The organism is Streptomyces sp. NPDC006193 (assembly GCF_040613915.1).
In the GTDB taxonomy this organism is placed as follows: Bacteria; Actinomycetota; Actinomycetes; order Streptomycetales; family Streptomycetaceae; genus Streptomyces.
Window position 1 is genome coordinate 64,318 of sequence record NZ_JBEXTB010000001.1, and the last position, 17,361, is coordinate 81,678.

A 17,361-nucleotide genomic window follows, 5' to 3' on the forward strand; every position below is an offset into this window, starting at 1 on the left:
CCCGCTGTACGACCGAACCGGACGACTCCCTGCAAGCCGCCTTCCCCGCCGGGACGGATCAAGTGTCGGCCACTTGCCGCCGCGGGACGGCTCTGGGCGCGTTGCTACCCGCCGCGGGCGGCTGCTCCCGGTACGCCGCGCCCTGCCGCGGGCGGCTCCCGGCACGCTCCGACGCCCTGGACGGCCTCATGCCGGTGCGCCCCCTCTCCACCGCGGACGGCTCCCGGTACGCCGCGCCCTGCCGCGGACGGCTCCCGGCACGCTCCGACGCCCTGGACGGCCTCATGCCGGTGCGCCCGCTGTCCGCCGCGGACGGCTCCCGGTACGCCGCGCCCAGCCGCGGGCGACTCCCGGCACGCTCCGACGCCCTGGACGGCCTCGTGTCGGCTCGCCCCCTCTCCGCCGCGGGCGGCTCCCGGTGCGCCCGCTCTCCGCGCGGGCGGCTCACACCTGCCGCGGTGCCCCGGCGGCTCGCGTCTTCGGCGGTTGCCGCCGGACGGCTCGCGCCGCCGCGGACGGCCGCCGGAGGCTGAACGCCGCCGAGACAGCCGGCCGGCGCACACGCCCCCCGCCCGCGCGCCGGCCGGCTCACCCCGCGCAGCCGTCCGCCAGGCCACGACGACAGCCGCCGTCGGACCGCTCACGGCAGTCGGGCCGCCGCAGCCCCGGGGACCGTCCCCCCGGGCTTCAGCGGTCCCCGGCTCGGGTGCGCCTTCCGGAGCTGCGGCCGGATCACGTCTGCCGCAGTCTGCGCCAGACGGCCTTGGCCGCGTTGTGGCCCGACATGCCGTGGACGCCGGGGCCCGGCGGGGTGGCCGAGGAGCAGATGAAGACGGCCGGGTGGGGGGTGTGGTACGGGAACAGGGACGGCTTGGGGCGCAGCAGCAGCCGGAGGCCGGAGGCCGCGCCGCAGGCGATGTCGCCGCCGACGTAGTTGGCGTTGCGGGCGGCGAGATCGGCGGGGCCGGCGACGGCGCGGGCGAGCACGCGGTCGCGGAAGCCGGGGGCGAAGCGCTCCAGCTGGCGTTCCATGACCTCGGTGAGGTCGCCGGACCAGCCGTTCGGCACGTGGCCGTAGGCCCAGAAGACGTGCTTGCCCTCGGGCGCGCGGGTGGGGTCGACCACGCTGGGCTGCACGGTGATCATGAAGGGCCTGTCGGGGGCGCGGCCCTCGCGGGAGGCGGCGCGCAGGGCGGCGCCGATCTCGGCCCGGCTCGCGCCGATCTGGACGGTGCCGGCGACGCGGGCCTCGGGCGCGGTCCAGGGCACGGGACCGTCCAGCGCATAGTCGATCTTGAAGACGCCGGGGCCGTAGCGGTAGCGCGCGTAGTGGTCGCCGAACCCGGCGATGCGGGCGAGCGCGGTGGGCGAGGTGTCGAAGACGTAGGCGCGGGCGGGCGGCAGGTCGTCCAGGCGCTTGACCTCGTAGTCGGTGTGCACCTCGCCGCCGAGGTCCGCCAGGTAGCCGGCGAGGGCGTCGGAGACGGCCTGGGAGCCGCCGCGGGGCACCGGCCAGCCGCGGGCGTGCGCCGCGAGGGCGAAGACCAGTCCGACGGCGCCGGTGGCCGGGCCGCTCAGCGGTGCCATCACATGGGCGACCAGGCCGGCGAAGAGGGCCTTGAACCGCTCGTCCCTGAAGCGGCGCATCAGCCAGGTGGACGGCGGGAGGCCGACCAGGCCGAACCGGGCCAGGGTGACGGGGTCGCGCGGGAGCGCGGTCAGCGGCAGGGACATGAAGTCCCGGACGAGGGTGTCCCAGTGGGCGAGGAGCGGCTCGACCAGCCTGCGGTACGCGCCCGCGTCGCGCGGCCCGAAGGAGGCGGCGGTCTCGGCGACCGACCGGGACAGCACGGCCGCGGTGCCGTCCGGGAACGGGTGGGCCATGGGCAGCGGGGCGTGCAGCCACTCAAGGCCGTAGCGGTCGAGCGGCATGGCGCGGAACGCCGGGGAGTTGATGCCGAGGGGGTGGGCGGCCGAGCACGGGTCGTGCCGGAAACCGGGGAGGGTCAGCTCCTCGGTGCGGGCGCCGCCCCCGACGGTGGGCTGCGCCTCGAACAGGGCCACGGAGAAGCCGCGGCGGGCCAGCTCCACGGCGGCGGTCAGTCCGTTCGGCCCCGCACCCACCACGACCGCATCGAGCATCGACGGCACCTTGGGACCCCTTCGTCAGCCGACGGCCTTCACGATCAGGATATGCCGGGGGACGGCCGCTCCCCCCGCCCGGGTCGCTCCGGGGCTTCAGGACCCGGTGCGCAGCAGGCCGGCCACCCGGCGGGCGGTGGCGGCGTCCCGGGCGGCGGTGAACGGCAGGGCGTTGCCGCCGGTGATGCGGAACGGCTCGCCCGTCGGCGTGACGTGCATGCCGCCCGCCTCCTCGACGAGGAGCAGACCGGCCGCGTGGTCCCAGGCGGCCTCCCAGGAGAACGCGACCGCGTCCAGCTCGCCCCGGGCGACGGCCAGGTACTCCAGGCCGGCGGAACCGCACGGGCGCGGGGCGACGCCGTCGGTCCACAGGGCGCGCAGCGCGCGCTTCTGCTCGTCGGTGGTGTAGTCCGGGTGGGAGGTCGCGACGACGAGGTCCCGGCCGGGCGCGGCAGGCCCCGCGAACAGCCGCTTCCCGTCGAGGAAGGCGCCCCGGCCGCGGACGGCGGTGGCGAGCTGGTCGCGCGCCGCCGCGTACATCCAGGAGGCGATCACGACGCCCCGGTGGGCGAGGGCGACGAGGGTGCAGAAGCCGTCGTCGCCGTGGACGAACTGGCGGGTGCCGTCGACCGGGTCGACGATCCACACCGGCGCCTCGCCCTTGAGCGCCTCGTACACCGCCGGGTCGGCGTGCACCGCTTCCTCGCCGACGACGGCCGAGCCCGGCAGCAGGGCGCCCAGGGCCTCGGTGAGCCACAGCTCGGCGAGGCGGTCGGCGTCCGTGACCAGGTCGTGGGGGCCGGTCTTGCGGTCCACCTCGTGCTCGGCGAGGCGCCGGAAGCGGGGCAGGATCTCGGCCGCGGCGGCCTTGCGGACCGCTTCCTCCACGTCGGCCGAGCAGCGGGTCAGAAACTCCTCGATGGTCTCCGTCTCTTCGATCATGCCTCCATGAGAGCACGTCCCGCCGACAATCCCCGCCCCGCCGGTGCACGCCCGGTGGAACGGGGGTGAACAGCGTGGGGGCCGGCGGCGCGGCCCGGGGCGCGCAGGGCGGCGGCGGAGAGGAAGTGCGGCTGCCGCCGGCCGAGCGGACGGGGCGGGTGCCGTGAGGTCGGGCAGATATGGGGCATAGCCGTACCGACGGAGCGAGCTGCCGTGACCGGCCTCGTACGCAGCGAGTTGACACTTCCGCCTCACAGGCGGTCATGTGAGACTGTCGTCCCCGTCCACCCTGCGGACCCCTCCGCACCCCTCCCCCACGAGAAGTGCGCCGTGCGTTCCTTTCCTCTGCCGCTCGCTCTCACCGCGCGTCTGTCGCCGGTCGCGGTGCTCGCCTGCGCCGGCTGGGCGTTGACGTCCGGTCCGGCCGCGCAGCCCGCCGCCGGGCACCGGACGGCCCCCGAGGCGCCCGCCGCGTCCGCCCCCGCCGCCCCCTCGTCCACCGCGGCCCCGAAGCGGTACACCAGCGCGCCCGCGCCCTGCGCCGGCGTGCCGGCGGCCGTCGTCAAGTCGCTGGTGCCGGGGGCGAAGACGGCCGGCAAGGAGATCCCCTCGACGGACAGCGAGCTGCGCCGCACCTGCTCCTGGAACGCGCTCAAGGGCTTCGACTACCGCTGGCTCGACGTGTCCTACGAGATCAGCGGCTCCGACGAGCAGGCACGCAAGGAGTACGGGCAGCGGGTCGCCGAGAAGAGCGGCGGCGGGGCCGTGCCCGGACTCGGCGACAGCGCGTACTCGGTCGTGAACCTCACCACGGAGGACAAGCAGGAGACCCGCGAGGGCGTGGTGCTGGTCCGGGTCGCCAACGCCCTGGTGGTCGTCACCTACAACGGCAGCGACTTCGAGACCCGGAAGGCCCCCGGCACGGACGAGATCAACAAGGGGGCCATCAAGGCGGCGAAGGCGGCGGTCGCCGCGCTGGGCGGCGGCCGGGCACAGGCCGGCTGACGCCCGCCGGTTCCCGCGGACCGCGCTGCCGGGGTCAGGAGCCGACGGCGGGGACGACGCGGCTGCCGTAGGCGTCGATCGTGGCCTCCTGGGCGTCGTGCATGTCGTACACGGCGAACTGGTCGACGCCCAGCGCCCGGAGAGCGGTCAGTTTCTCGATGTGCTTCTCCACGGGGCCGATGACGCAGAAGCGGTCCACGATGTCGTCGGGCACGAACCGCGTGTCCGGGTTGCCGCTGCGCCCGTGGTGGGCGTAGTCGTAGCCCTGGCGGGCCTTGATGTAGTCGGTGAGTTCGGCGGGAACCCGCGAGGAGTGCTCCCCGTACCGGGTGACCAGGTCGGCGACGTGGTTGCCGACCATGCCGCCGAACCAGCGGCACTGCTCGCGCGCGTGGGCGAGCGCGCCGGGCGAGTCGTCGTCGGTGACATAGGCGGGGGCGGCCACGCAGACCGTCACCTCGGACGGGTCGCGGCCGGCGGCGGCGGCCGCGTCCCTGACGGTCCTCACCATGTACTCGGTCAGGTACGGGTCGGCGAGCTGGAGGATGAAGCCGTCGGCCTCCTCGCCGGCCATCTTCAGCGCCTTCGGCCCGTAGGCGGCCATCCAGACGGGGAGTTCGGCGCCCTCCTTGATCCACGGGAAGCGGATCGTCGTGCCGCCGAGGTCGGCCTCCTCGCCGCGGCCGAGGGCGCGGATGACCTTCATGGCCTCGCTGATCCGGGCGAGGGTGACGGGTTTCCGGCCGGCGACGCGCATCGCGGAGTCCCCGCGGCCGATGCCGCAGACGGTGCGGTTGCCGAACATGTCGTTGAGGGTGGCGAAGGCGGAGGCGGTGACCTCCCAGGTGCGGGTGCCCGGGTTGGTGACCATCGTGCCGACCTTCAGCCGCGCGGTGTGGGCGAGGATCTGGCTGTAGATCACGAACGGTTCCTGCCAGAGCACGGCGGAGTCGAAGGTCCAGCCGTAGCGGAAGCCGTTGCGCTCGGCGCGCTGCATCAGGCTGACGACACGGGAGGCCGGCGGGTCGGTCTGCAGCACGAGTCCGAAGTCCATGGGCGCCACTCCTAGGCGAGGTACTGACAGGTGGAGCGCGGGGTGTAGAGGCCGTGTCCGGCGCGTCCGGTGTACTCCCGCTGGTCGATGACGAGTTCGCCGCGCGACAGCACCGTCTCGACGCGGCCGGTGACGCGCCTGCCCTCGTACGCCGAGTAGTCGACGTTCATGTGGTGGGTCTCGGCGGACAGCACCTGTTCGGCGTGCGGGTCGTAGACGACGACGTCCGCGTCGGCGCCCGGGGCGAGGGTGCCCTTCTTCGGGTACAGGCCGAACAATTGGGCCGGGGCGGCGCAGGCGATCTCGATCCACCGGCGGCGCGAGATGTGCCCGTCGACGACGGCCTGGTGGAGCAGGTCCATGCGGTTCTCCACGCCGGGCAGCCCGTTGGGGATCTTCGAGAAGTCGCCGCGGCCGAGTTCCTTCTGCCCGGCGAAGCAGAACGGGCAGTGGTCGGTGGACACCACCTGCAGGTCGTTCGTGCGCAGGCCCCGCCACAGGGCGGCCTGGTGCTCCTTGGGCCGCAACGGGGTGCTGCACACGTACTTGGCGCCCTCGAAGCCGGGCTCGGCGAGGTTGTCGGTGGACAGGAACAGGTACTGCGGGCAGGTCTCCCCGAAGACGTTCCGGCCCTCGTCGCGGGCGCGGGCCAGCTCGGCGACCGCCTCCAGCGCCGAGACGTGCACGACGTACAGGGGGGCGCCGGCGACCTGGGCGAGCCGGATGGCCCGGTGGGTGGCCTCGGCCTCCAGCAGGGCCTTGCGGACCTCGCCGTGGTAGCGGGGGTCGGTCTCGCCGCGGGCGAGGGCCTGTTCGACCAGCACGTCGATCGCGATGCCGTTCTCGGCGTGCATCATGATCAGTCCGCCGTTCCCGGCACAGCGCTGCATGGCGCGCAGGATCTGGCCGTCGTCGGAGTAGAACACCCCCGGATAGGCCATGAACTGCTTGAAGCTGGTCACGCCCTCCTCGACCAGCAGGTCCATCTCCTTCAGCGTCTCGTCGTGGACGTCGGAGACGATCATGTGGAAGGCGTAGTCGATCGCGCAGTTGCCCTCGGCCTTGGCGTGCCAGGCGTCCAGGCCCTCGCGCAGGGTGCGGCCGACGCTCTGCACCGCGAAGTCCACGATGGTGGTCGTGCCGCCCCAGGCGGCGGCCCGGGTGCCGGTCTCGAACGTGTCGGAGGCGAAGGTGCCGCCGAACGGCAGCTCCATGTGGGTGTGGGCGTCGACGCCGCCCGGGATGACGTACTTCCCGGTGGCGTCGATCTCGCGGTCGGCGGTGAAGGCCGCGGCGGCGGGGGTGGTGGAGGCGGCGAGGGCGGCGATACGGCCGTCCTCGATCAGGACGTCGGCGTGCATCTCGTCCGACGCGGTGAGGACGAGACCACCGCGGATGACGGTACGGCTGCTCATGCTGCTCCCTCGGTCAAGGCTGCGGCTGCGATCGGGGCGCGGTCGGGCGCGGTCGGCGGGGGTACGCCCGCAGGGCGCGCTCGCGGTGGGGCCGCCGGTGGCCGCCGGCCTCGTGGCGCCCGGCCGGGTCCGGGCTCCGGGCGGGGACGCTCTCCGTGCCGCCGCCTCGCCGGCGCGCCGGGTCCGCGGGTCCGGCGGCGGGGACGGGCCGCGGGAGGCGGCCGAGGGGGCGAGGGCGCGCCCGGCGCCGGCGAGGTGCGCAGCCGGTACGGGAGGCCGGCGGCCGGCCCGGTGAGGGCGGTCCGTACGGTCTCCGGCACTCCGGTCGCGGCGGGTGTCCGCCGCGCGGGCCGCGCCCGGCCCGCCCCGGCCGGCTCGGCGCCGGGGGACGGCCGGTGCGGCGCGAACGCGGGCGGCCCGTACGGCCCGGCCGCCCGGCGCACCGCCCCGGGCGGCGCGGGAAGGACCCGCCCCGCAGCGAGGCCGGCGGCCCCGGCGACGCGCGCCCGGTGTGCGGGCCGGTCGCTGCGGCCCCGGCCCGCGAGCGCCTCCGGCCGCCCGGCGAGCGCCCGCTCCGCGGCCCGCGCCCGGTGCGCGGGGAGAGCGGGTCCGGGCGGCCGCCGGCCGGGGCTCCGGGACTCCGAGCTGGTGGTCATGGCCGTGCACCTGTTCTCTCGACGGCTCCTCGGCTGCTCCGGCAGGGCGTCCGTCAGCCGTCCTCGTACGTGCTTCTCAGCGCGCGTTCCAGGATCGCCGCGCCCTCCTCGGCCTCGGCGACGGTCAGGGACAGCGGCGGGGCGATCCGCAGGGCGCTGGTGTCGTGCCCGCCGCCCTTGCCGATGAGCAGCCCGCCCGCGCGTGCCGCCTCCAGCACCGCGGCGGCGGCCTGCGGGTCGGCCTCGTCCGTGCCCGGTTCGACCAGCTCGACGCCGATCATCAGTCCCCGTCCGCGTACCTCGCGCACTCCGGGCAGCTGGGCGGTGGCCGATCGCAGCCGTTCGATCAGCAGCCCGCCGACCCGCCGGGCGTTGCCCTGGAGGTCGTGTTCGAGGAGGTAGGTGAGGTTGGCGAGGCCGGCGGCCATGGTGAGCTGGGTGCCGCCGAAGGTGGAGATGCTGTTGGCGTCCAGGCAGTTCATGATCTCGGCGCGGGCGACGACCCCGCCGATGGACATGCCGTTGCCGATGCCCTTGGCGAAGGTGACGATGTCCGGCGGGCCGTTGCGGGCGTGCGCCTGCCAGCCCCAGAAGTGGTCGCCGGTGCGGCCCCAGCCGGTCTGCACCTCGTCGGCGATCCACAGGACGCCGTGCGCGGACAGCACCTCGCGGAAGGCCGCGTACAGTCCGTCGGGCGGGGAGGTGAAGCCGCCGACGCCCTGCACGGGCTCGGCGATCAGCGCGGCGGGCGGCCGGGTGTGGCCGAGGACGTCCTTCAGATCGGCGACGCACGCGTCGATGAACGCGCGGTCGTCCAGTCCGGCGAACGGCCCGCGGGTGCGCACGCCGCCGTGGACGTACAGGGTGTGCAGCGGGGACAACGAGGTCGGGGACCAGCCGCGGTTGCCGGTGATGCCGACCGTGCTGAAGGACCGGCCGTGGTAGCTGTTGCGCATGGCCAGAACGGTGTTGCTGCGGCGGTGCGCGGTGGCGAGGAGCAGGGCGGTGTCGTTGGCCTCGGTGCCGGAGGTCGTGAAGAACACCCGGGCGTCCGGGATGCCGCTGATCCGGGCGATGCGCTCGGCGAGTTCGACCATCGGCCGGTTGAGGTAGAGGGTGGAGGAGTGGATGATCCGGCCGGCCTGCTCGCTGACCGCCTTGGTCACCTCGGGCAGCGCGTGCGCGGTCATCGTCGTCAGGATGCCGCCGAAGAAGTCCAGGTACCGGTTGCCGGCGGAGTCCCAGACGTGCCGGCCCTCGCCGTGCGTGATCTCGATCGGGTCGTCGTAGTACAGGGCGAGCCAGTCGGGCAGCACCCTGCGGTGGCGGGAGTGGAGGTCGCTCACGGCTGCACCAGCCCTTCGTAGGCGTCGGGGCGGCGGTCGCGGTAGAAGGCCCACTGCCGCCGCACCTCCTCGATGAGGTCGAGGTCGAGGTCGCGGACCAGGAGCTCCTCGTCCTGGTCGCCGGCGACCTCCCCCACGAACTGTCCGCGCGGATCGACGAAGTACGAGGTCCCGTAGAAGTCGTTGTCGCCGTACTCCTCCCGGCCGACGCGGTTGATGGCGGCGACGAAGTACTCGTTGGCGACGGCCGCGGCGGGCTGTTCGAGCTGCCACAGGTGGGCGGACAGCCCCCGGTGGGTCGCGGACGGGTTGTAGACCAACTGGGCCCCGTTGAGGCCGAGTTGCCGCCAGCCCTCCGGGAAGTGCCGGTCGTAGCAGATGTAGACGCCGACCTTGCCGGCGGCGGTGTCGAAGACGGGCCAGCCCAGGTTGCCGGGTTTGAAGTAGTACTTCTCCCAGAAGCCTCTGACCTGCGGGATGTGATGCTTGCGGTACTTGCCGAGGTAGGCGCCGTCGGCGTCGATCACGGCGGCGGTGTTGTAGTAGAAACCGGACTGCTCGACCTCGAAGACCGGGACGACGATCACCATGCCGGTCTCGCGCGCGAGGTCCCGCATCCGGCGGACGGTCGGCCCGTCGGGCACCGGTTCGGCCCAGCGGTAGTGCTCCGGCTCCTGGACCTGGCAGAAGTAGGGAGCGTTGAAGACTTCCTGGAATCCGATGATCTTCGCGCCCCGGCGGGCCGCCTCGCGGGCGTGCTCCTCGTGCTTCGCCACCATGGACTCGGTGTCGCCGGTCCAGGTGGCCTGGACCAGAGCGGCGCGGACGACGTTGGCCATGAGCTGCTCCTTCGACGCGACGTCAGAGCCTCTACGCCCGTAGAGCAGGCCGTAGAGGGACGAACGTAGGCCTCCGTGGGGCCGTTGCCAAGACCATCGTCCGCAACCCGCGGAGTCGAGCGCGTTTCACACTCCGGTGGGTGAGCCGGCCCTCCGGCGCCGTCAGGCGGACCGGAGCGCACCGGGACGTCGCCGCCCGGCCGCGGTCGCGCGGTGCCCCCGGCGCCGCGCCGCGCGTGCGCGACGGGCCCGTGCCGCCCCGCCCGGCCGGGGTCCGGCCGGGCGGCTTCCACGAGCGGCTCAGACGCCCACCGGTGCGCACAGCTCGGCCAGTTCGTCCATCGACAGGCCGAGCGCCCCGGCCAGCGCGGCGACGGTGAAGAACGCGGGTGTCGGCGCCCGCCCCGTCTCGATCTTGCGGAGCGTCTCGGCCGACACACCCGCTTCGGCGGCGACCTCCGTCATGCTCCGGTCACCGCGCGCGGCACGCAGCAGCCGGCCCAGCCGCTCGCCGCGTTCACGCTCTTCGGGGGTGAGGGGGGTGCGCACCATGCGCCGATTCTAATACCGCGCCTTGTTTCCGCCAGAGCGTCACGTGTTCCCACGCCGGCACGACGATCGGCGGCCGGGGGTTCCGATGTCCAGGCCGGTCGATGCCTGGTCATGCATCAACCCTGCGAAGCCCGGTGCGGCACACCACTGGCGCAGGAGGCGCTGCGCAGCGCCTGGACGGTCCCGGCCAGCTCAGGGGTGGCCCCCGCGGCGTTGAGCGCGGCGCTGAGCACATCGGCGTACGTGGCGCGCGCATCGGCGTAGCGCTTGCGGCCGTCGTCGGTGATGACGGCGTAGACACCGCGCTTGTCGTCGGGGCACACGTCCCGGAAGGCGTAGCCGGCCGAGAAGAGCCGGCCGACCAGCCGGGTCACCGAGCTCTGCCCGAGGCCGATCCGGTCGGCGAGCTCCTGCATGCGCAGCTCGCCGACCTCGGCCCGGACGAGGGACTCCAGGGCGCGGAACTCGGAGAGCCCGATGCCGTGCTTGCGCTGCAGGGCCTGGGTGAGCCGGCGCTCCACGTGCGCGTGCAGAGTGAGGACCCTCCCCCACATGGCCTGGTCGGACGACGCGGCCGACGCGTCGGTGGTCGTGGTCATGAGGCAGCTCCCTCTCGGGGCGGTGCGTTGACAGCTAGATACATGCTCATGCAAGCTTATCCCCGCGTTGAGCTTTTCCGACGCATCCTTGCGCCCTCAGAGAATTTGCACGTACAAGCAAGTGTTGAGAAAGGCATCCATGCCTGCGGCACCGACGGGTGCTGGCACGGCCCGGGGCGTCCCCCAGCCGGCCCCGTCCGCATCCGGCGGGCGTCAGCCGGCACGCCGGTTCCGCAGCGAGCCGGCCCGGCGCCGGCCTCGTACCCGGGCTTCGGGTCCGGGTTCCAGCGAACGAACGAAAGGACCGTTCATGCAGTGGCTCCACCTCGCCATCGCGACCGTCTTCGAGATCACCGTCGCCATCGCGGCGGGCAAGGCCGAAGGCTTCAAGAACCGCAAGTGGACCCTCGCGACCCTGGTCAGCGGTGCGATCGCGACCTTCTTCCTCAGCAAGGCGCTGCTGACCTTCGACGTAGGCGTCGGCTATGCCATCTGGACGTCCGCCGCCGGTGTCGGCATCACCCTGCTCGGTGTGCTGCTCTTCGGCCAGCGCCTGGACTGGCGCAAGGCACTGGGCATCGCCGTCATCATCACCGGGGTCGTCGGCCTGCAGCTGAGCGGTGCCGCCTAGAGATCCCCGCCCCGCCCGACCCGTTCCCGCGAAAGGACGCACGCACATGACCGACAACCGCCGCTCGACAGCCGACTCCTGGCTCACGCTCCTCCTCGCCGGAGGGTTCGAGATCGGCTACGCCCTCTCCGTCGGTGGAAGCCACGGCTTCACTCGCCTGCAGTGGTCGCTGGTCGCCGTCGTGTTCTTCCTTCTGACGCTCTGGGCGCTGAGCGTCGCCCTGCGCACCATCGACGTCGGCATCGGCTACGCCGTCTGGGCCGGGATCGGCGCGGCCGGTGCGGCGCTGCTGGGCCCCGTCTTCTTCGACGAGACTCTCACCCCGGCCAAGACCCTGTGGCTGGGCGTCGTCATCGCCGGAGTGGTCTGGCTCAAGCTCGCCGACAGGCCGGAGAGGACCGAGGAGCCCGCGACCGGGCCGCGGCGCTCCCAGGACTTCGCCGCCAGGCCGCAGGAACCCCGGGCTGCGGAGCGCTGACCCGCGCGCCGCTCGCCGGAGGAGCGGGAACGCCACGGACCTGCGCGCGATCCCCGGCGCGCTCGGCGACGAGACGGCTGAGGACGGGGGGTTCCTGGAACGCGCGGCCGTCCCGGACGCCCTGCTTGGAGCCGGCGGGCGGCAGGGCGCGACGACGGGCGCAGTCGAACCGGAAGGGGCCCGGCGCGGCTGTCCGGCGGAGCGCCGCGCCCGGACGGCGCGAGCGCCGCGGGCGGCCGGGTGACGGTGGCCGCGGGGGACGGGCGGCCGGACTTCCCCGCGCGGGGAGGTCCGGCCGCCCGCGCCGGGGTCGTGACGGCGGTTCAACCGGTCCGTGGTGCGACCCGTGGCAGTGCGCCCCCGTCGCCTGGGCGGCGGGGGCGCCGGCGCGGCTACCGCGCCGGGTCCACCACCATCGCCGAACCGCCGCCGCGGCGCGCCTTCTCGGCGGCGGCCAGCCACTTCCCGTCCGGCAGCCGCTGCACGCCGGTCACGGCGCCGATCTCCGGATTCGGTTTGAAGTCGTGCCCGATGGCCTCCAGCCGTGCCCGCACACCGCCGTCGTCGAGGCCGGGTTCGGCTTCGGTCCGGGCGTTGTTGCGCTGGCTGGCGCGGGGTGCGGCGATGGCGTCGACCAGCGGCATGTGCCGGTCCAGGAAGCCGGTGAGCGTCTGCAGCACGGTCGTGATGATGGTCGCCCCGCCGGGCGAGCCGAGCGCCACGATCGGCTTGCCGTGCCGGTCCAGGACGATCGTCGGCGAGATCGAGGAGCGCGGGCGCTTGCCCGGGCCGGGCAGGTTCGGGTCGTGCACGGCCGGATCCGCCGGCGCGAAGGAGAAGTCGGTGAGCTCGTTGTTGAGCAGGAAGCCGCGGCCCGGGACGGTGATGCCGCTGCCGCCGGTCTGTTCGATGGTCAGCGTGTAGGCGACGACGTTGCCCCACTTGTCGGCCGTGGTGAGGTGGGTGGTGTTCTCCCCCTCGTAGGTCGTCGGGGCGCCCTTGCCGCCCGTGCCGCAGGCCGCGGGGTGGCGCGGGTCGCCGGGTGCGAGCGGGCTGGTGAGGACGGCGTCGTCCTTGATCAGGCAGGCGCGCGAGTCGGCGTACCGCTGCGACAGCAGCTGCCGGGTGGGGACGTTCTCGAACGCGGGGTCGCCCACCCAGCGCCCGCGGTCGGCGAAGGCGATGCGGCTCGCCTCGATGAAGCGGTGCAGGTACTGCACCCGGCTCGCCCTGGAGAGGTCGGTACGCTCCAGGATGTTGAGCGCCTCGCCGACGGTGGTGCCGCCGGAGGAGGAGGGCGCGATGGAGTACACGTCCAGGCCGCGGTACGACGTCCTCGTGGGTGCCTGGAGTTGGGCGCGGTAGACGGCGAGGTCCTTCTCGGCCAGCTTCCCGGGGCGGGCGTTCCAGCCGGAGGCTCGGTCCACGGGCGGGTGTTCGACCGTCTTGACGATGTCGTCGCCGATGTCCCCGCGGTAGATCGCGTCGATGCCCCGGCGTCCCAGTTCCTCGTAGGTGCGGGCGAGGTCGGGGTTCTTGAGGGTGGAGCCGACCGCGGGCAGCCGTCCGTGCGGCAGGAACAGCTCGGCGGTGTCCGGGAAGTAGCGGAACCGGGCCTCGTTGGACGCGGTCTGCGAGCGGAAGGTCTCGTCCACCGTGAAGCCGTCGCGGGCGATGCGCTCGGCCGGCTTCAGCAGTGCGCGGAGCTTCTTGCTGCCCCACTCGTCCAGCGCCTTCTGCCAGGTGGCGGGCGTGCCCGGCGTGCCGACGCCCAGACCGCTGCTGACGGCGTCGTCGAAGGCGATCGGTTTGCCGTTCTCGGTGAACAGGTCGGAGCCGGCGGCGAGCGGTGCGGTCTCGCGGCCGTCGATGGTGTGCACGGTACGGGACTTGGCGTCGTAGTAGACGAAGTAGCCGCCTCCGCCGATGCCGGCCGAGTAGGGCTCGGTGACGCCCAGGGCCGCGGCGGTGGCGACGGCCGCGTCGACCGCGTTGCCGCCGTGCCGCAGCACCTCGATGCCGGCGGCGGAGGCGTCCGGGTCCACGCTGGCCACGGCGCCGCCGTAGCCCACGGCCACCGGGACCTTCGTCCTCTTCCCGTCCGTCGCGGCGGCGGGTGGCGGCGCCGCCGCCCCCACCGACACCACGGCGGCCGAGACCGCCAGAACCGCCAGTTTCCGCGTGCCAGGACGACGACCCATCCGTACCTCCCGCCGGGACAGTCCGCGCAGCCTAACCAGATCGCCGCTCTTTTCGACAGTACGCCTCGCGCTCCCGTCCCACGAACGCCGCGGGTCGAACACGGGTACGCCTGCGGGCGCCGTGGGCCGCTACCATGCGCGGCCATGAACGACGACGTGCGCAACATCGTTCTGGGTGTGGTCGCCGCGGGGGTGTCCGCCGCGCTCGGCTGGCTGTCCCGGACGTATCTGTGGAGGCGCCGGCTGCGGCGCAAGCAGGCCTTCTTCGGGCTGCCGGACCACTCGGAGTCGCTGCTGGTCGTCAACCGCAACGCGGGCGGGCCGGAGCTGTCGGTGATGCGGCACGACGTGTTCGCCCTGCTGGAGCTGTCCGCCCTCATCAAGGACTGCAACGCGCACGCCCGGGTCGTGGCGCACGACGCCGCGCAGCAGGGGTTCGGCGAGCGCACGGAGTTCTGCCTCGGCGGCCCGGCGTCGAACCGGCGGACGGCGGCGCATCTCTCCTCCCTGCTGCCGGGCGTGCACGTGAACGTCGAGGCGGAGGCCGGGGCGGACCTCGGCGCCTTCCGGATCGACGGGCAGGACTACCGCATGGAGGGCGGCCGGTGCGAGTACGTGCTGCTCGCCCGCCTCACCGCGGGCGAGCGCCACGGCGCCCGCCCGGTGTTCCTCTTCTGCGGCCAGCGTGCCATCACCAACCAGGCCGCGACCCGCTATCTCGCCCGCCACCACGAGCGGCTGGCCCGCAGGTACGGCAGCGGCTCCTTCGTGCTGCTGCTGAAGGTGGTCAACTCCGAGGCGTACGGCCCCGATGTGGTGGAGCTGGTGGCGGACGTGACGCGGGCGGCGCGGACGCCCGTGCCGGACGCGGCGGCCGCCGACGCGGCCTGACCTCTCCCTTCCGGCCGTCACCAATCTTTACCCGCACGTAACTTACCGGCGGGTTACCTGCGGTAAGCGTGCGAGGTTACCGTCGGGTCACTTTGCACTGCCACGAAGTGAGGGAGTGACCCGTGGGATCACGTAGCGCCACCCTGCGCACCTGTGCCGCCGGAGCCGTCTCGGCGGCGCTGATCGCCGGTACCGTCGCCGGCCTGGCCCCGGCCGCCGCGGCGGCCCCGGGCGTCCGCTTCGTCGACATCGCCGGTGAGGGCGGCACCGTGCTGAAGGCCAACGTGCTCACGCCCGCGGGCGCGGACGGCTCGCGCCGCCACCCGCTCGTCGTGCTGCCCACGAGCTGGGGCCTGCCCCAGGTGGAGTACCTGGCCCAGGCGCAGAAGCTGGCCGACTCCGGCTATGTGGTGCTCACCTACAACGTCCGCGGCTTCTGGCAGTCCGGCGGCCGGATAGAAGTGGCGGGGCCGCCCGACACGGCGGACGCCTCGAAAGTCATCGACTGGGCCCTGGCGCACACTCCGGCCGATCCGCGGCACATCGGCATGGCGGGGGTGTCGTACGGCGCCGGGATCAGCCTGCTCGCCGCCGCGCACGACAAGCGCATCAAGGCGGTGGCCGCGCTCAGCGGCTGGGCGGACCTCATCGACTCGATCTACTCGGGCCGCACCCAGCACCTCCAGGCCGCTGCCGTCCTGGACGGCGCGGCCGCCCTCACCGGCCGCGAAGGCGCCGAACTGCGCGCAATCTTCGACAACCTGTACTCCTCGGACCTGTCGAAGGAGCAGGAGATGATCGACTGGGGGCGGAAACGCTCGGCCGCCACCTATGTCGATCAGCTGAACGAGAACGGCGCGGCGGTGATGCTCGCCAACGCCTGGGGCGACACGGTGTTCCCGGCCAACCAGTACGCCTCGTTCTACGAGAGGCTGACCGTCCCCAAACGGCTGGAACTGCGCCCCGGGGACCACGCCACCCCCGAACTGACCGGCCTGTTCGGCCTGCCCAACGACGTGTGGACGGACACCGGGCGCTGGTTCGACCACTACCTCAAGGGTGTGGACAACGGCATCGAGCGCGAGCAGCCGGTCCGCCTGAAGCCCCGTGGCGCGGGGGACTACGAGGGCTACCCGGACTGGAAGTCGGTCGCCGCCACCCGGAGGAAGATCGCGCTGGCCGGATCCGCCACGATCCACGCGAACGTGGACTCCGGCGGGGACGGCGGGCTCGTCCTCCTCTCCGGCATCCTCGACCAGGTCGCCCGGTTGCCGCCCGTCGCGTCGATGCCCCTGCTGCCGCGCCGCTGGGCGGCCGTGTGGCAGTCCGAGCGCTACGGCAGCCCCCAGCGGGTGCGCGGCACGGCCGCGCTGCACACCACGCTCACCCCCACCGAGGAGAGCGGCACCCTCGTCGCCCACCTGTACGACGTGGGCCCGCTGGGCTTCGGCAGACTGGTCACCCACGCGCCCTTCACCTGGCACGGGCGGACGCCCGGCGAACCCTTCGCCGTCGACCTGGAGTTGTTCTCCACGGCCTACGACGTGCCCGCCGGGCACCGCCTCGCGCTGGTGGTCGACACCGTCGACCCGCTGTACAGCGAGCACAACCCGTCCGGCGCGCAGCTGACCTTCTCCTCGCCCGCGGACGACCCGTCGTACGTGTCCGTCCCCGTGCGCGAGCAGTGATCTCCGGCTGCCGCCGGACGAGCCTGGCCCGTGTGAACTGCCGCCCCCCTTACGGTCTCGGAGCCGTGGGGAGCTCCCCACCGGCAGCAGCGCCCCGGGGCCTCGGCCTCGGGGCTGTGCTGCTCACGGCGGGACACCCGGCCGGCGAACCACGAGAGCAGCAGGCACATCCCGTGCGGCTCGGCGGGAACGCCATCACCACGGGGATGAACGCCACATCGTAGTCGAGCCCCGCCGCATCGGGTCTGCCCGGTGGGGGAGGAACTGCGCACGGGCGATGAGGGAGTCGAGCGGACGCCCAGCGCGGCGGCCGTCAACCCGGCGACGGCAGCGGGCCGTTGCCGGGCACCGCCGTGCGGGCCGGGACGTGCGCCCGCCCCGGCCCCGGCCGGCGGACCCGCCCGGACGCCGGGCGGGGTTCCGCGGGGGCCTGCAGGGGCCTGCGCATCCGGTGCCAGGGGTGGGAGGGTCAGGCCTCGGCGATCTCCGCGTAGAGCTGGGACAGCTCGGGGACCCCGCTGGCGGCCCACTCCTGGCCGGCCGGCACCACCTCGACCGCCCGGCCGGAGGCGAGCCGTACGACGGGCTCGCCGTCGCGCCGGATGCCCCAGACGGCGCCGGGCACGGTGCGCACCACGACCGTGCCCAGGTACAGCCCGGCGTCATGGCCGAGCCGGGGCAGCATCTCGGCGTCCTCCCGCCAGCGCGGGACCACCTGGTCCAGGGCCTCCAGGGAGGCCGGGGTGCCGTCGAGGCGGACGCCCGCGAGGGCCGCCTGCGAGCGGAGCAGCTCGCACTCCGACAGCAGCGCGGCGATCACCTCGGAGTCGGCCGGGGGCTCCCCCACGCCCGGCCGCGCCGGCGCGGTGGCGCCCCCGCCGCCGTTCCTCTTGTGCCGGGGGCCCAGGAAGGGAAGGTGCAT

The 17,361-nt window shown here is 73.9% G+C and carries 15 protein-coding genes; 5 read left to right on the plus strand and 10 right to left on the minus strand.

What is annotated here, in order from left to right; all coding sequences use genetic code 11:
• Nucleotides 1–732: 732 nt before the first annotated feature.
• Nucleotides 733–2,151, minus strand: a complete 1,419-nt coding sequence (locus tag ABZ261_RS00275) for an NAD(P)/FAD-dependent oxidoreductase (protein WP_356854304.1) — start codon at nucleotides 2,149–2,151, stop codon at nucleotides 733–735.
• Nucleotides 2,152–2,238: 87 nt separating this feature from the next.
• Nucleotides 2,239–3,084: an inositol monophosphatase family protein gene (locus tag ABZ261_RS00280; RefSeq protein WP_356854305.1), complete on the minus strand. Its 846-nt coding sequence runs from the start codon at nucleotides 3,082–3,084 to the stop codon at nucleotides 2,239–2,241.
• A 330-nt stretch (nucleotides 3,085–3,414) separates the two neighbouring features.
• On the opposite strand from ABZ261_RS00280, the gene ABZ261_RS00285 reads away from it, so the two are divergent.
• On the plus strand, nucleotides 3,415–4,089 hold the full coding sequence (locus ABZ261_RS00285) for a hypothetical protein (protein ID WP_356854306.1): 675 nt from the start codon (nucleotides 3,415–3,417) through the stop codon (nucleotides 4,087–4,089).
• Nucleotides 4,090–4,123: 34 nt separating this feature from the next.
• Here ABZ261_RS00285 and ABZ261_RS00290 read toward each other — a convergent pair whose 3' ends face one another.
• The 6 genes from ABZ261_RS00290 to ABZ261_RS00315 all read right to left on the minus strand — a co-directional run bounded on the left by ABZ261_RS00290 (nucleotide 4,124) and on the right by ABZ261_RS00315 (nucleotide 10,550).
• Nucleotides 4,124–5,143 carry a TIGR03842 family LLM class F420-dependent oxidoreductase gene (locus ABZ261_RS00290; protein ID WP_356854307.1) on the minus strand — a complete coding sequence of 340 codons (1,020 nt, stop codon included), beginning with the start codon at nucleotides 5,141–5,143 and terminating at the stop codon, nucleotides 4,124–4,126.
• Between the two features lie 11 nt (nucleotides 5,144–5,154).
• A complete protein-coding gene (gene hydA, locus ABZ261_RS00295; RefSeq protein ID WP_356854308.1) occupies nucleotides 5,155–6,558 on the minus strand; it encodes a dihydropyrimidinase in 1,404 nt (467 codons plus the stop codon).
• A 709-nt stretch (nucleotides 6,559–7,267) separates the two neighbouring features.
• The gene (locus ABZ261_RS00300; RefSeq protein WP_356854309.1) at nucleotides 7,268–8,560 is read right to left on the minus strand and encodes an aspartate aminotransferase family protein; all 1,293 of its coding nucleotides are present in this window, start codon (nucleotides 8,558–8,560) and stop codon (nucleotides 7,268–7,270) included.
• Nucleotides 8,557–9,399 carry a nitrilase-related carbon-nitrogen hydrolase gene (locus ABZ261_RS00305; protein ID WP_356854310.1) on the minus strand — a complete coding sequence of 281 codons (843 nt, stop codon included), beginning with the start codon at nucleotides 9,397–9,399 and terminating at the stop codon, nucleotides 8,557–8,559. Before ABZ261_RS00305 ends, ABZ261_RS00300 begins: the two co-directional genes overlap by 4 nt.
• Nucleotides 9,400–9,699: 300 nt before the next feature.
• On the minus strand, nucleotides 9,700–9,951 hold the full coding sequence (locus ABZ261_RS00310; protein ID WP_356854311.1) for a helix-turn-helix transcriptional regulator: 252 nt from the start codon (nucleotides 9,949–9,951) through the stop codon (nucleotides 9,700–9,702).
• 116 nt (nucleotides 9,952–10,067) lie between these two features.
• Nucleotides 10,068–10,550, minus strand: coding sequence for a MarR family transcriptional regulator (locus tag ABZ261_RS00315; protein WP_356854312.1), 483 nt, complete (start codon nucleotides 10,548–10,550; stop codon nucleotides 10,068–10,070).
• A 310-nt stretch (nucleotides 10,551–10,860) separates the two neighbouring features.
• Between ABZ261_RS00315 and ABZ261_RS00320 the strand changes: the two genes are divergently transcribed.
• A complete protein-coding gene (locus tag ABZ261_RS00320) occupies nucleotides 10,861–11,181 on the plus strand; it encodes an SMR family transporter (RefSeq protein ID WP_356854313.1) in 321 nt (106 codons plus the stop codon).
• Between the two features lie 46 nt (nucleotides 11,182–11,227).
• Nucleotides 11,228–11,659 (plus strand): multidrug efflux SMR transporter, encoded by a 432-nt coding sequence (locus ABZ261_RS00325; protein WP_356854314.1) that lies wholly within the window; start codon nucleotides 11,228–11,230, stop codon nucleotides 11,657–11,659.
• 392 nt (nucleotides 11,660–12,051) lie between these two features.
• On the opposite strand, the gene ggt is transcribed toward ABZ261_RS00325, so the two are convergent.
• Nucleotides 12,052–13,860, minus strand: coding sequence for a gamma-glutamyltransferase (ggt, locus tag ABZ261_RS00330; RefSeq protein ID WP_356854315.1), 1,809 nt, complete (start codon nucleotides 13,858–13,860; stop codon nucleotides 12,052–12,054).
• 144 nt (nucleotides 13,861–14,004) lie between these two features.
• Here ggt and ABZ261_RS00335 point away from each other — a divergent pair, with 144 nt between their 5' ends.
• Nucleotides 14,005–14,751, plus strand: coding sequence for a hypothetical protein (locus ABZ261_RS00335; RefSeq protein WP_356854316.1), 747 nt, complete (start codon nucleotides 14,005–14,007; stop codon nucleotides 14,749–14,751).
• Between the two features lie 122 nt (nucleotides 14,752–14,873).
• Nucleotides 14,874–16,439 (plus strand): alpha/beta fold hydrolase, encoded by a 1,566-nt coding sequence (locus tag ABZ261_RS00340; protein ID WP_356854317.1) that lies wholly within the window; start codon nucleotides 14,874–14,876, stop codon nucleotides 16,437–16,439.
• Nucleotides 16,440–16,908: 469 nt separating this feature from the next.
• Here ABZ261_RS00340 and ABZ261_RS00345 read toward each other — a convergent pair whose 3' ends face one another.
• Complete coding sequence (locus ABZ261_RS00345; protein WP_356854318.1) at nucleotides 16,909–17,361, minus strand: DUF6278 family protein; 453 nt, start codon at nucleotides 17,359–17,361, stop codon at nucleotides 16,909–16,911.